Raw genomic sequence first — 14,601 nt, forward strand, 5'->3', positions numbered from 1 at the left:
GTATGTGCGGTATATTAGGTACAATTAACATAGATAGATTAAGGAAAGAGAGTTATAAGAATCTTATGATTCATCGTGGTCCAGATGCACAATTGCATTTAGAAATTGATAACATCAATTTTTATCATTATAGGTTAGCTATACAAGATCTTTCAGATCAAGCCAATCAGCCCATGAATTATAATGAGTATACAATTATATTTAATGGCGAAATTTACAATCATCACGAATTAAGAAAAAAATTTAATCTCAAGTGCCATACCAGTTCAGATACAGAAACCATACTTCAGCTATATCACCTTTTAGGTGAAGAGATGTTAAATGAATTTGACGGAATGTTCGCAGTAGCGATTTATAACAAAAAAAAAGAAAAATTATTTTTGGCCAGAGACAGAGCCGGAGAAAAACCTTTATATTTTTTTAAAAAAGATAAAAAGTTTGCATTTGCCTCAGAATTAATCGCGTTAAACACCATTTTATCATTAGAAATCAATCATTCTGTAATTAATGATTATTTTTTTATTGGCAGCCAATTTCAAGCCAATACGGTTTATAAAAACGTTTTTGAGTTAAAAAATGGTACTTTTTTAACCATTGATTTAAAGTCTTTCGAGATTAGAGAAAACACTTGGTGGCATGTTATTGACGGCTTTAAAAAAAAGGCAGATCTTAGTTTTGAATCTGCAAAAGTAGAATTCTCTAAACTTTTTGATATTTCTATAAAAAGAAGGTTAGAATCCTCGGATTTAGAAGTAGGTACTTTTTTAAGTGGTGGTATTGATAGTGGACTTGTTACAGCATTTGCATCCAAGTATAACAAAAATATAAAAACATTTACGGTGGCTTTTGAAGGCGCTTATAATGAAGCACCTTTGGCAGAAAAAGTAGCTAAAAAATTTAATACAACACACACTAAAATTGACATAAATTTTTCGAATTTAAAAAACGACTTAGAAAAGATTATCATCAATTATGCAGAACCCTTCATGGATAGTTCTGCCATACCAAGTTATTACGTGTCGCAAGAGGCTAAAAAGCATGTCACGGTAATTTTAAATGGAGATGGTGCTGATGAATTGTTTGGAGGGTATAGAAGATATGTACCGTTTTCAAAATATGATTTTTTTCAGAATCCTCAATTTATTCAAGTTTTTAGCCGCATTATTTTAAAATTATTACCAAACGCCAACAATAAAAAGTCTTCTTATAATTATTTTCACAGATTGTTAAGTTTATCTTCACAAAATGGTATAAATACTTATTTATCTGCAACTGTAGATGTTTTTACGAACTTCGAAAAATATTTCCATAAGCAACCAGAACTTAGAGAAATAACATCTGTTTTTAATAGAATTAACAACGAGCTTGACTCTGGGTTAGATAAAATAATGTGCATGGATTTCTTAACACTTTTATTTGGAGATCTATTAGTTAAAATGGATATTGCCACAATGGCAAATTCTTTAGAGGGTAGAAGTCCTTTCTTATCTAAAGAACTTTTAGATTTTGGAATTTCATTAGATACGAAATATAAAATAAATGGAAAAATAACGAAGCATTTGTTGCGAAGTGTAGCTAAAGATATTTTGCCAATCGAAATTTTCTCTCAACCAAAAAGAGGTTTTGAAATACCTTTAAAAAACTGGATAAATAGCGATTTAAAAGATATTACTAATGACTACATCTATAGTAACAATGCTTTTTATAAAGATTTTGTAGACGAAAGATTCATAAAAAATTTATTGAGTAATAAGGTCAATGTATCTCAAGAAAAAAGAGCAAAAATGTTATATAATATTCTGTGTTTGGAAATTTGGTATAAAAATCACAAACAGAATTCTTTAATTACATCTAATTTGAATTAAATGAATGAGAGTATAATTATAGCATTAATTTTTCTAAACATTTATCTGGTTTTAAAAAAAATCAAACAACAAGATAAAGTATCACATAAGTATTTCTTAGCTGCTATTTTTTTGCTTCATTATATAGCTTTTATAGCGTACTACAAACTTAGTGTTGTTCAACAAAAAGATTCTTTTCTTTTTTATCAAAAAGCCCTAGAAGCTAACTCAATATTAGATTTTAAAATTTATGGGAGCCAATTAATGTCCATAATTTGCTACCCATTTAGCAAAGTAGGTGTCAATTATTTTGTGTTATCCTTAACATTTGCAACAATTGGCTTTTTAGGCTTTTTAAAATACTTCCAATTTTTAATTTCAAGATTAGATAAGAATTTTTATGGCAGCTTTATCGCTTTATTTTTACTAATACCGTCATTACATTTTTGGACTGCCGGATTAACAAAAGAGACGATTATTTTTTACTTAATGAGTATTATATTTGTTAGCACATTTAAAAATCATCGACCTACACTTTTAGTAGTTGTTTCTTTATTCATTGTATTTTTGATTAGGCCGTATTTGTTATTTATTTTAATTATTGCTTTTTCCATAGACTATTTTTTAAATTTTAAGGGCAGTTTAAAAGAAAAACGGATAACAATGTTTGTTGTGTCTTTTATTGCCATTTTGCTAACACCAATTTTATTAAACTTTTTAAAATTAACTGAATTTAATCTAGAGAGAATCAAATATAATTTCGCATCACTAGTAAAATATAGTCAAAATTTTGGAGGATCTTCTATAGATTTAAAAAATTCAACTTATTTAGAAAGACTGTTCTTGGTATTTTTCCGGCCATTATTTTATGATGCAAAAACCTTATTTCAATACTTTATTTCTTTTGAAAATCTCATAGCCTTTTTTCTTCTAATAAATTTCTTAAAAGATATCTTTATAAGAAAAGTAAAACTTAATGCAATGAAAAATGAACTATTTTTGCTTGTAACAGTAATTTTATTAATACTGTTTTATGGTATTTATATGTATAACCTAGGTCTTGCTTCAAGGATGAGGGTGATGTTTATTCCATATATGTTTATATTTTTGTTTGTAGTGTATTTTAAAAATCATAAAAATAGAAGTGAATAAAAAAAAACTTATAAGAGTTACTACTGTACCTCTATCATTTGATAAACTTTTAGGAGGTCAAATGAATTTTATGAATTCTCATTATGATGTTACAGCCGTATCTTCAGAAGAAGATTATTTAAAAGAGATAGGCATTAAGGAACAAGTAAAAACGCTTACATTAAGATTAACAAGAAAGATAACACCTTTACGTGATGTTATAGCTGTTTTTCGTCTATATCTTTTTTTAAAGAAAGAAAAACCATTTATTATTCATTCACATACACCTAAAGCTGGTATAGTGGCTATGTTGGCAGGGAAATTAGCAAATACGCCTAATAGACTTCATACCGTTGCAGGTTTACCATTATTGGAAGCAAGAGGTTTAAAACGAATACTTTTAAATAAAGTAGAAAAGCTGACATATGCTTGTGCTACAAATGTTTATCCCAATTCTAATCAACTTTTACGAATTATATTAGAGAATAATTTTCTGCCAAATGGAAAAGCAAAAGTAATAGGAAATGGTAGTTCTAATGGAATAGATACAACATTTTTTGATACAGCCCAAATAGCTGATCAAAAATTACTAGAACTAAAAAAAGAACTAAAAATATCAGATACTGATTTTGTGTTTATTTTCGTTGGCAGATTGGTGTCAGATAAGGGTATTAACGAATTAGTATCTAGTTTTTTAAAGCTTTACAGAAACAAATTACAATTTAAGCTACTTTTAGTGGGACCGTATGAAGATGAATTAGATCCATTACTTCCGAATACTAAAACTGAAATTAAACGTAATATAAATATAATTACTACAGGGTATATCAATGATGTTAGACCTTTTTTTGCCATTTCTGAAGCTTTAGTTTTTCCAAGTTATAGAGAAGGTTTTCCAAACGTAGTGATGCAGGCTGGAGCAATGGGGCTTCCCTCAATAGTTACCAATATTAATGGTTGTAATGAAATAATTATTCAAAATAAAAATGGTTTGATAATTGAAACTAAAAATGAAGAACAACTATATCTAGCTATGGAGAATTTAGCTTCAAATGTTAAACTTTTCAATAGCTTGAAATCTAACGCAAGAAGGTTAATTTTAGAGAGATTTGAGCAAAATTTTTTGTGGAATAAATTACTAGAAGAATACAAAAACCTTGAATAAAATAATGTATAGATTCTTTTTTAAGTATATAATTGATTTTGTAATTGCATTAATCGCATTGTTTTTTTTATTACCAATACTACTGTTAATTATTTTAATATTGAGTATTCAAAACAATGGCAATCCATTTTTCATTCAAAAAAGACCAGGTAAGGGAGGTGAAATATTTAAAGTCATCAAATTCAAAACCATGAATGATAGAAGAGACTTGAAAGGAGAATTACTTCCAGATTCTGAACGTTTAACGAAAATTGGAATTTTTATTAGAAAAACGTCACTAGATGAGATTCCTCAATTATTAAACGTATTAATGGGTAATATGAGTTTAATAGGACCCAGACCATTGTTACCAGAATATTTAGATTTTTATAATAAATCTCAAAAAAAAAGACATGATGTAAAACCTGGGATCACAGGTTGGGCACAAGTTAATGGAAGAAATGCAATAAGTTGGAAGAAAAAATTTGAATATGATGTTTGGTATGTAGAAAATATTAGTTTTATGCTTGACTTAAAAATTATATATAAAACGATAATAAAAGTTTTAAAATCAGAAGACATAAACACTGAAAATCAAGCTACTACAATAAAATTCACAGGTAATGAGTAAGATTTGTCTATTTGGAGCAAGCGGTCACGGAAAAGTGGTAAAAGACTTGGCTTTAAGTTTGAATACTGAGATAAAGATATTTGTTGATGATAATCCAAAAAGAGATCTATTACAAGATATTCCAGTAATCAAATATCAAGAAATTGAACACTATAAAAAGTATAAATTTATTATCAGTATTGGAGATAATACTATACGAAAAAGGATAAGTGAAAAATTAGAAAGCACTTTCGCAATGCTAATTCACAAAACCGCAATAATCTCATCTTCCGCAAAAATTTTAGAGGGTACAGTTGTTATGCCTGGAGCTATTATTAATGCTGAAACATCCATTGGTAAACACGTTATAATTAATACTGCAGTTATAATTGAACACGATTGTATAATAGATGATTTTGTTCATATTTCTCCCAACGCAACTATTACAGGAAATGTTTCTATTGGAGAAGGATCGCATATTGGCGCCGGTGCTATTATCATACCAAATATTTCAATAGGTAAATGGGTAACAATTGGAGCCGGTACCGTAGTTATTGAAAACGTACCTGACTTTGCTATTGTAGTAGGAAACCCAGGGAAAATAAAAAAATACAATAAATATTAACTATGAACTCAAAAATTTGGCTATCGTCTCCTCATATGGGAGGAAATGAATTAAAATATATTCAAGAAGCTTTTGATACTAATTGGATTGCACCTTTAGGGCCAAATGTTTCAGGGTTTGAAAACGATTTAAATTTTTTTTTAAATACAAACAAAGAAGTTGGAGCCTTAATTTCTGGCACATCAGCATTACATTTAGCTTTAATATTATCAGGAGTTGAATATGGCGATGAGGTTATTTGCCAAAGCATGACGTTTTCTGCTTCTGCAAACCCAATTCTTTATTTAGGTGCTAAACCCGTATTTATAGATAGCGAAAAAGATACCTGGAATATGTGCCCAAATTATCTAGAAGAAGCTATTCAAGAAAGAATTTCAAAAGGCACAAAGCCTAAAGCTATTATATTGGTTCACCTTTATGGGATGCCAGCTAAATTGGATGAGATAGTTGCCATTGCAAAAAAATATGAAATAGTATTAATTGAAGATGCTGCTGAGGCCTTAGGCTCTACTTACAAAGGACAAAAGTGTGGTACGTTTGGTAATTTTGCTGCTTTATCATTTAATGGAAATAAAATCATAACAACCTCTGGAGGGGGTGCAATAGTTTGTGATAATTTAGAAACTAAAAACAAAGCTATTTTCTTGGCAACACAAGCAAGAGATGATGCGCCACATTATCAACATTCAGAAATAGGGTATAATTATAGAATGAGCAATATTGTAGCTGGAATTGGAAGAGGACAAATGGAGGTTTTAGATAAACATATTGAACTCCGAAGAGAAATGAATAAGTTTTACATAGATCTTTTTAAAAATGTAAATGGTGTAACAGTTTTTCAAGAACCAGATTCAGATTATTTTTCTAATCATTGGCTAAGTTGCATAGTTATAGAAAGTGAAATAACTGGTTTTAATCGAGAAGATTTAAGATTAGAATTATTAAGCTATAATATTGAATCAAGACCTTTATGGAAACCTATGCATTTGCAACCAATATTTAGTAACTATCCTTTTTTTGGAAGCAATGTGTCGGAAAATCTTTTTGAAAAAGGATTATGTTTACCATCTGGATCTAATCTAACAAAGAATGATAAAGAGTTTATTACAAAAACAGTGTGTAATTATTTAAATCCTTAAATTTGTATCAATTAAGATTATATGATAAAGGATAGCCTTACGAAAATTAAAGAAATAATCAAGTTATTTTTACGGTATACGCCATTCAATTTTAGTTTTGAAAATATAGGATATATCCCTAGGTGGTTAGTTTTTTGGTTTGATTTACAAATAACAGCAATTGTCCTTGTTTTTGTTGGAATAATTACAAATGACTTTTCTCTTCTATTCTTAAACAAACAGTTTATCCCTTTGATTTTTATTGCTTTATCTAGCACTTCTGTCTGTTTTATTATTTTCAAAACATATGTAGGGTTAATAAGACACTCTAGTTACATTGATGCTGTAAAATTATTTTTTGCGTCTTTTTGTTCAGCCCTTTTTTTATTAATAATAAATTTTATATTCTTTAAAGTAAAAGGATATTTTTTGTTTGAACATTTATTTCTAATCTTATTTTCTTTAGGCCTTTTTGTGAGTTTATTTTTATTTAGAGGATTAGTAAAAGTTGTTTATACACAATACTTATCAAAAAACCCATCTAGTAATGAAAAAGTATTTGTTCTCGGAACTTCTCAAAATTCAATTTCAATTGCTGTAGCAATTGAAAATGAGTTTCCAAAAAGATTTAAAGTTGTTGGTTTTTTGGATAAGGATGAAAAAACAGCAAATAAAAGAATCTTTGGAATGCCCATATTAGTTCTAAAAAGAAAAGCGCATGTGTTAATAAGAGCAAACAATGCAACTGGGCTTATAGTTTTAGAAAATGATTTAAAAAATGAAGAGAATATTCAACATATTGAGGATTGTTTAGAACATAATCTAAAAATTTATAGAGCACCATCCATATCAGAATTAGATTTGAATGAAGGTATTAATAAAAGTATTCAAAACATTCAAATTGAAGATTTACTCGAGCGCAAACCAATCGAAATAAGTAACAATAAGATTTTAGGTTTAATTGAAGGTAAAACCATTTTTGTTACAGGAGGAGCTGGCTCAATAGGTTCTGAAATAGTAAATCAATTAGGTAAGTACAGTCCTAAAAGTCTCATAGTAATTGATCAAGCAGAGACCCCCCTACATAGTTTAACTCTTAAAGTTGAAAATAAATTTCCCGAATTGAATTTTATTCCAATAATATGTGACATTAGAAACAAGGAAAGGTTGGATTATTTATTTAAAACCCTTAAACCCGATATAATTTATCATTGTGCAGCTTATAAACACGTACCTATGATGGAGAAAAACCCCTCAGAATCGGTATCGGTTAATATTTTAGGAACAAAAATTTTAGCAGACTTAGCTGCCAAATTCGATGTAGAGCGTTTTATAATGATTTCAACCGATAAAGCAGTTAATCCTAGTAATGTTATGGGTGCTACAAAACGAGTTGCAGAGATGTATGTCCAATCACTACACAATTTCTTGAAAGATAGGTCAAGAACAAAATTTATTACTACAAGATTTGGAAATGTTTTAGGTTCTAATGGTTCTGTTGTTCCATTGTTTAAAAAGCAAATTCAAGAAGGAGGCCCAGTTACTATAACACACCCAGACATCATTAGATACTTTATGACGATACCTGAAGCATGTCAGTTAGTTATGGAGGCTAGTACTATGGGTTCAGGAGGAGAGATTTTTATTTTTGATATGGGTAAAGCTGTAAAAATTATAGATCTAGCAAGAAAAATGATTCTTTTGGCTGGCTTTATACCAGAAAAAGAAATTAAAATTAAAGCTATTGGGTTAAGGCCAGGAGAAAAACTTTATGAAGAGTTATTGAATGATAAATCTATAACGCTTCCTACTTATCACGATAAAATAATGATTGTTAAAGTAAATAATGATCAATTTGATTATATAGAAAAAGAAGTAGATCAAATTATTAAAGTTTCTAATAATAATGAATCAATAAAAATTGTAAAAAGAATAAAAAAACTTGTACCAGAGTATAAAAGTTTAAATTCCAGTTTTGAGAAATTAGATAACTGATTTTTATTTATTTATAAGTTTATTTTCAAGATTAATTCATTTTTACATAGATGAATTTAGAATTACTTTCATATTTTTACTCGTAATAAATATTTAGACATGAAAAAAATATTAATCACTGGAGCAGCAGGTTTTTTAGGATCGCATCTTTCAGATCGTTTTATAAAAGAAGGATACAAAGTTATCGGGATGGACAACTTCATTACTGGTGATAAGAAAAATATAAGTCATTTATTAGAACATCCAAATTTTGAGTTTATTAATCATGATGTTACAGAGTATATTGATATTTATGGAGATCTTGATTACATATTACATTTTGCTTCACCTGCTAGCCCTATTGATTACTTAAAAATACCAATTCAAACATTAAAAGTAGGATCATTAGGGACTCATAATTTACTTGGCGTTGCAAAAGCTAAAAACGCTAGAATGTTAATCGCTTCTACATCAGAAGTTTATGGAGATCCTTTAGTGCATCCACAAACAGAAGATTACTATGGAAATGTAAATACCATTGGACCAAGAGGCGTTTATGATGAAGCAAAGCGTTTCCAAGAATCAATTACAATGGCTTATCACAGATTTCATGGAGTTGAAACACGTATTGTACGTATTTTTAATACATATGGACCTAGAATGCGACTTAACGATGGTAGAGTAATACCAGCATTTATGGGTCAAGCACTGCGTGGTGAAGATTTAACTGTTTTCGGTGATGGATCTCAAACACGTTCTTTTTGTTATGTAGATGATCAAGTGGAAGGCATTTATAGATTGCTACTTAGTGATTATGCTGAGCCTGTAAATATTGGAAACCCACACGAAATAACAATTAAGGATTTTGCTGAAGAAATTATTAAACTTACAGGCACTACTCAAAAAATAATTTATAAAGATTTACCTATCAACGACCCCATGCAGAGGCAACCAGATATATCTTTAGCTAAAAAGTTACTAGGATGGGAGCCCAAAGTTGATAGAGCAGAAGGCATGAAAATAACGTACGACTATTTTAAAAACCTTACCGAAGACGAGCTCTATAAAAGTGAACACAAAGATTTTACAAGTTTTATTAATAAGTAGTAAGTTAGCTTATGGATTATAAGCGTGGAAGATATTCATGGCTACTAAGACCTATATTAATTATATACGATCTTTTAGTCATAAATATTTTTGCTTTTTATCTTCTAAGTTTTAATGAAGAAAATCTTTATTTCTTTTCCGAATCAATTTTTAACGACAAAAATTTACTTTACATAATTTATTCAACCATATTATGGTTATTATCTACATTTTTCATCAAGTTTTATAATGTATATAGATATACATCTATACTTAACATATTAATATTACTTACAAAACAGTTTGTAGCGTATTCAATAATTACTTATGCGTTTATAGGTGTATTTAGAAGTATAAATCTACAAGCATTTACTGTTTTAAAATATCTTATCTATTCATTTACCGCTATCACGAGTATCAAAATTTTAAGTTTTTATATTTTAAAATCAATCAGATCATTTTTAAAAGGAAATTTAAGACATGTTGTTATTATCGGAAATAGTGAAAGTGTTTATGAATTAAAGAGTGTTTTTTCAAAAAAAGAATTAGGTTACCGTGTTGAAGCCATTTTTAGTAATTTTTCTCAAGAAAAGTCAAAAGAAAGTATTAAAGAAAGTTTTAAATTTTTAGATGAAAATAAACACATCGATGAAATTTATTGCGCAATTGATGAATTATCCGAAAAGCAAGTAAATGAATATGTTAAGTACGCTAATCTTAATCATTGCAATATCAAGTTTATTCCAAATACTTTAAAGCTTTTTACAAAACGTCTTCACACAGATTATTATAATTATTTACCTGTTTTATCTATACAAGAAGCGGCTTTAAACAATGAGTTAAATAAATTTTTGAAACGAGTTTTTGATGTTTTATTCTCTTTATTTATTATTGTATTTGTATTTTCATGGCTTTCAATTTTGTTATTTATTCTTATCAAGTTAGAGTCTAAAGGACCACTATTTTATAGGCATAAAAGAAATGGAATTAATTACAAAGAGTTTTATTGTTATAAATTTCGTTCGTTAACTACAACAAAAGAAATAGAAGGGACTTATGTGCAAGAAAATGATAACCGAGTTACTAAAATAGGTAAGTTTTTAAGGAAAACAAGTATTGATGAATTACCTCAATTTGTAAACGTTTTAATGGGTGATATGAGTGTAGTTGGACCTAGACCTCATATGTTGTCATACACCGATGATTACTCAAGGAAGATAGATAAGTATAATTTTATTTTCAGACATCATGTAAAACCAGGAATAACAGGTTTAGCACAAATAAAAGGCTACCGAGGCGAAGTTGAAATAGATACTGATATTATTAATAGAATAAAATACGACAATTTTTATATTGAAAATTGGTCTTTACTTTTAGATCTAAAAATCATTTTTCAAACAATAATAAATATGTTTAAAGGTGATAAAAAAGCTTATTAAAGCTTATTTATTAGTTTGATTAACTGCATATTAAAATCAAATTCCTCAATAGCTATTTGTTGAATTTTATTCTTATAATTTAGATTAATGTCTGAAGTATTAATTTTAGAAATTACTTTATTTAAATCAATGTAATTTCCTGCTTCTGCAATCCAACCTAATTGGTGTTTTTTAATAATAGTTTCACCTTCTCCACCACCAAAATATATCATTGGCAAACCTAAACGGGCATATTCAAATATTTTTGATGGAAGCGACCCATAAATTCTATTTAATAATGGGATAATTGTTATATCGTATTTCATTAACTCTTGGTGTAATTCCAGCCTTGAAACTTCGCCATGATATATAATATCTAATTGAGGATTACCAGAAATTAGATTTTCAATTTTATTTTTTTCTGCACCAGCACCATAAATATGAAGTTGAATGTTTGAGTAATCTAATTCCTTGCACAATTTATAAACACCTTGAGCAATTCCTAGTAAACCAGCGTAAACCAATTTTAATTTACCATTTTCACAAGTTTTTTCTTCAATAGTTGGCGCTTTAAAATCCGGATAGTTTCTGTATAAAATCGTTTCTTTTTTCTGGAATAGTAAAGTTACATGATATAAAATTTCTTCACTTTGTCCCAAAACTAAATCAGCATTTTTGTAAATAAATCTTTCTATTTTTTCTAATAAAGCATAGCTAAAATTCTTTTTTAAAGCACCTAATTCTAAACCGGCAATTGGCCATAAATCACTTACATTAAGAATAAGTTTTCTTTTTTTAGAACGTAAAAAAAAGACTGAGGTAAATGCCACTAGTAAAGGAGGAGATTGAATAATTACTGTTTTTGGTATTTTGTTAAAAGCAAAAAACCATATCAAACTAAAACTATAAGACAACATGGCAATTATCCGTAAAAGCTTGTTTTTAGAATTACTAGCAAAAATCCAAAGGCGATGCATGGTTATATTATTCTCTAAAGTGGACTTTTTAAAATATCCTTTATATGCTTTAAACACTTTTCCAGTAGGATAATTAGGAAGAGGTGTAAGAACTGATACATTGTATTGATGATTTTTCAAACCTTCAGCAAGATGAAAAATTCGATTTGATGCAGCTCCTGTTTCTGGAGGAAAATAGTTTGTTATTATAAGAATATCTTTCATTATAAATCAAATAGATTTATTAATTGATTTACAATTCTTTCTGCAGCATAACCATCCCATAATTCAGGGATTTTACCTTGTTTCCAATTTCCTGAAAGTAAAATTTCAAAGTTGTTTTTAATTTTTTCAGAATCATTTCCAACTAAAACATTGGTTCCAATGTCACAAGTTTCAGGGCGTTCTGTGGTATCACGTAACGTTATGCATGGAATATTCATTACGGTTGCTTCTTCTGTAATTCCTCCAGAATCCGTTATTACAGCTAATGAGTTTTTTACTAAATAATTAAACTCTAAATACCCTAATGGATTAACATAATGTAGGTTTTCGAAATTTAAATTTAAGGCACTTAAAAGCTTTTGAGTTCTGGGGTGTACCGGGAAAATAATGGGATATTCTTTACCTAAAGATACAATATGTGTTATTAGAGATTTTAGTTGTGTTTCTTCATCTACATTACTTGGTCTGTGAAGTGTCATTACCAAATAATTTTTATTTGATAGTTTTAAATCATGCCACAAATTAGGTTTTTTTAAACGAGCTTCGTTTTTAAGAAGCGTATCAATCATTACGTTCCCAACAAAGAAAATATTTGATTTTGAAAACCCTAATTTTTCTAAATTTTCGTTCGCGTAGGTTGATGTGGTAAAAAAGTAATCGGTTAAACTATCTGTTACGATTCTATTTATTTCTTCAGGCATTTTCATATCACCAGACCGAATTCCAGCCTCAATATGGGTTACTTTTATATGTGCTTTTTTTGCAACAATAGTACAAGCCATCGTAGAAGTTACATCACCTACCACCATTACTAAATCGCAAGGATTTTCTATTAATTCTTTTTCAAAACCAATCATTATAGCAGCAGTTTGTTCTGCTTGTGTGCCACTTTTCACCTCTAGATTTGTATTTGGAAACGGAATATGAAGTTCCTCAAAAAAAGTACTGCTTAGGTTTTTATCATAATGTTGCCCCGTATGAATTAATCTATAATTAATATTAAAACCTTGCTTTTTTTTATTCTGAATTGCTTCAATAATTGGGGCTATTTTCATAAAATTAGGTCTTGCTCCAGCTACAATAGTAATATTCATGGGTTTTGTTTTAAGTAGGATGAAAATTGTTTCAATTTACCACTTTTTGAGCGGATTAATTTCTCCTGTTTTTCAAATAAAATGGTCAAGCCTTTTTCTAAGTAGTTTTCCATTTCATTAATGATTCTTATTCTTTTTTCTTCTGAAAGTTCATTAGTACTCACATAATTAATCTTGAAAGTATCAACTTTTAATTGCTCAATAACAAACTCTTTTACATGGCCATCATCTTCAATGATGCTTTTTGTAATGTAATAAAAAGTTAAGCCAGCCGCTTTTTTCCCACTTGGTAAAATCACGATATCGTTAGTTCTACCAGTAAGCTTTTCAAGAATGGGTTTTTTAAGCGTACTTTTTTTTGATAGTATTCCAATATCACCAATATCGTATCGAATAAAAGGTTGAGATTTATTGTAAAGCGATGTTATTACCAATCGCCCTTCCTCTCCGTAAGGCAATACATTATTTTTATCATCTAATATTTCAACAAAAAGCGTTTCACTATTTACTTGCCATTCCCTTTCAGGATTTTCAAAAGCAATCAAATCCAACTCTGATGCACCATACTCATTAACTATAGGTACGCCAAATTGTGTTTCCATAAGTTTTTTATCCTCATAAAAAAGCATTTCAGAAGTTACAATACAGACTTTTAAAGATGGACAAATAGTTTTTAAATTTAGATTTTTTTGTTGAAGAAATTTAGCAAACTGCACAATAGAGCTCGTGTAACCATTTATATATTCTAGTTGTTTTTTTTTAAAGATAGTTATCCAATTTTCAAAAGCATTATCGCTTAAATCAAATACATTAAAACGCACTCTATTACTTAAAAAATCTTTTAATTTTTCTCTGTAATAACCTTTTTTATCAAACGGAATCCCATAAAATCGAGCCTGTTTAGAATGGTTAAAATCGATATGAAACCATCCAAACCTATTTTGAATAATAGCCCAAGTTAAAGCGTGAGAAAACTTACTTTTAGAAAAAATAAATGGTGTTCCAGAAGCCCCCGATGTTTTATCTATATAAATATTATCTACAGCATACCCTTCACTTAAAAGAGATTTTAAAGGTTGTTGTAAATCCTTTTTTGTCATTACAGGAATACGATTCCAATTAGAATTTTTAGTGTTTTTTACAAAACTTTTGTAAAACGAATTATGTTTTAAATGAAAATCAAAAACTTCTCGTTTTTTTAGTTCTACATAAGTATTAAAATCAGTATCATTTTTACTTTGAATTTCTTTCAATACAAGTTTTGCTTTATCTATAGCAAAGCCGTTAAGTTTTAAAGTAAGGTCGAATAAATTCAAAATAAAATACAATTTAAGATGTAAAGTAAATAAAAAATATTCGTGTAATAGAACCATTAG

General features: G+C 28.6%; 12 protein-coding genes. 9 read left to right on the forward strand and 3 right to left on the reverse strand.

The genetic code is table 11. The features are described from left to right. Positions 1 to 2: 2 nt before the first annotated feature. The 9 genes from asnB to AC1XJX_RS05895 all read left to right on the forward strand — a co-directional run bounded on the left by asnB (position 3) and on the right by AC1XJX_RS05895 (position 10,971). Entirely contained in the window at positions 3 to 1,865 is a 1,863-nt protein-coding gene (gene asnB / locus AC1XJX_RS05855; protein ID WP_482003035.1) for an asparagine synthase (glutamine-hydrolyzing), read from the forward strand. After that, positions 1,866 to 2,996: a hypothetical protein gene (locus AC1XJX_RS05860; protein ID WP_482003036.1), complete on the forward strand. Its 1,131-nt coding sequence runs from the start codon at positions 1,866 to 1,868 to the stop codon at positions 2,994 to 2,996. Beyond that, positions 2,989 to 4,140, forward strand: a complete 1,152-nt coding sequence (locus tag AC1XJX_RS05865; protein ID WP_482003037.1) for a glycosyltransferase family 4 protein — start codon at positions 2,989 to 2,991, stop codon at positions 4,138 to 4,140. Before AC1XJX_RS05860 ends, AC1XJX_RS05865 begins: the two co-directional genes overlap by 8 nt. Positions 4,141 to 4,144: 4 nt before the next feature. Then, a complete protein-coding gene (locus tag AC1XJX_RS05870; protein WP_482003038.1) occupies positions 4,145 to 4,750 on the forward strand; it encodes a sugar transferase in 606 nt (201 codons plus the stop codon). Continuing rightward, complete coding sequence (locus tag AC1XJX_RS05875; protein WP_482003039.1) at positions 4,743 to 5,354, forward strand: acetyltransferase; 612 nt, start codon at positions 4,743 to 4,745, stop codon at positions 5,352 to 5,354. Before AC1XJX_RS05870 ends, AC1XJX_RS05875 begins: the two co-directional genes overlap by 8 nt. 2 nt (positions 5,355 to 5,356) lie before the next feature. Further along, entirely contained in the window at positions 5,357 to 6,493 is a 1,137-nt protein-coding gene (locus AC1XJX_RS05880; protein WP_482003040.1) for a DegT/DnrJ/EryC1/StrS family aminotransferase, read from the forward strand. A 21-nt stretch (positions 6,494 to 6,514) separates the two neighbouring features. Next, positions 6,515 to 8,467, forward strand: coding sequence for a polysaccharide biosynthesis protein (locus tag AC1XJX_RS05885; RefSeq protein WP_482003041.1), 1,953 nt, complete (start codon positions 6,515 to 6,517; stop codon positions 8,465 to 8,467). A 99-nt stretch (positions 8,468 to 8,566) separates the two neighbouring features. After that, positions 8,567 to 9,553 (forward strand): UDP-glucuronic acid decarboxylase family protein, encoded by a 987-nt coding sequence (locus AC1XJX_RS05890; protein ID WP_482003042.1) that lies wholly within the window; start codon positions 8,567 to 8,569, stop codon positions 9,551 to 9,553. A gap of 11 nt (positions 9,554 to 9,564) precedes the next feature. Then, a complete protein-coding gene (locus tag AC1XJX_RS05895) occupies positions 9,565 to 10,971 on the forward strand; it encodes an exopolysaccharide biosynthesis polyprenyl glycosylphosphotransferase (protein WP_482003043.1) in 1,407 nt (468 codons plus the stop codon). On the opposite strand, the gene AC1XJX_RS05900 is transcribed toward AC1XJX_RS05895, so the two are convergent. The 3 genes from AC1XJX_RS05900 to AC1XJX_RS05910 are packed head-to-tail and all read right to left on the reverse strand — an operon-like array spanning position 10,968 to position 14,598. Beyond that, entirely contained in the window at positions 10,968 to 12,131 is a 1,164-nt protein-coding gene (locus AC1XJX_RS05900) for a glycosyltransferase family 4 protein (RefSeq protein WP_482003044.1), read from the reverse strand. The two genes, AC1XJX_RS05895 and AC1XJX_RS05900, sit on opposite strands and share 4 nt — an antisense overlap. Then, on the reverse strand, positions 12,131 to 13,225 hold the full coding sequence (wecB, locus tag AC1XJX_RS05905) for a non-hydrolyzing UDP-N-acetylglucosamine 2-epimerase (protein ID WP_482003045.1): 1,095 nt from the start codon (positions 13,223 to 13,225) through the stop codon (positions 12,131 to 12,133). The genes AC1XJX_RS05900 and wecB overlap by 1 nt, the downstream gene beginning before the upstream one ends. Then, a complete protein-coding gene (locus AC1XJX_RS05910) occupies positions 13,222 to 14,598 on the reverse strand; it encodes a phenylacetate--CoA ligase family protein (protein WP_482003046.1) in 1,377 nt (458 codons plus the stop codon). Before AC1XJX_RS05910 ends, wecB begins: the two co-directional genes overlap by 4 nt. Positions 14,599 to 14,601 lie beyond the last annotated feature (3 nt).

This window comes from Flaviramulus sp. (genome assembly GCF_982512915.1).

Excerpts from the sequence above, each read along its gene's own strand:
- AC1XJX_RS05900 (WP_482003044.1), bottom strand. The coding sequence starts at position 12,131 with ATGAAAGATATTCTTATAATAACAAACTATTTTCCTCCAGAAACAGGA.
- wecB (WP_482003045.1), bottom strand. The coding sequence starts at position 13,225 with ATGAATATTACTATTGTAGCTGGAGCAAGACCTAATTTTATGAAAATA.
- AC1XJX_RS05880 (WP_482003040.1), top strand. The coding sequence starts at position 5,357 with ATGAACTCAAAAATTTGGCTATCGTCTCCTCATATGGGAGGAAATGAA.
- AC1XJX_RS05895 (WP_482003043.1), top strand. The coding sequence starts at position 9,565 with ATGGATTATAAGCGTGGAAGATATTCATGGCTACTAAGACCTATATTA.
- AC1XJX_RS05860 (WP_482003036.1), top strand. The coding sequence starts at position 1,866 with ATGAATGAGAGTATAATTATAGCATTAATTTTTCTAAACATTTATCTG.
- AC1XJX_RS05910 (WP_482003046.1), bottom strand. The coding sequence starts at position 14,598 with ATGGTTCTATTACACGAATATTTTTTATTTACTTTACATCTTAAATTG.
- AC1XJX_RS05885 (WP_482003041.1), top strand. The coding sequence starts at position 6,515 with ATGATAAAGGATAGCCTTACGAAAATTAAAGAAATAATCAAGTTATTT.
- AC1XJX_RS05890 (WP_482003042.1), top strand. The coding sequence starts at position 8,567 with ATGAAAAAAATATTAATCACTGGAGCAGCAGGTTTTTTAGGATCGCAT.
- asnB (WP_482003035.1), top strand. The coding sequence starts at position 3 with ATGTGCGGTATATTAGGTACAATTAACATAGATAGATTAAGGAAAGAG.
- AC1XJX_RS05870 (WP_482003038.1), top strand. The coding sequence starts at position 4,145 with ATGTATAGATTCTTTTTTAAGTATATAATTGATTTTGTAATTGCATTA.
- AC1XJX_RS05875 (WP_482003039.1), top strand. The coding sequence starts at position 4,743 with ATGAGTAAGATTTGTCTATTTGGAGCAAGCGGTCACGGAAAAGTGGTA.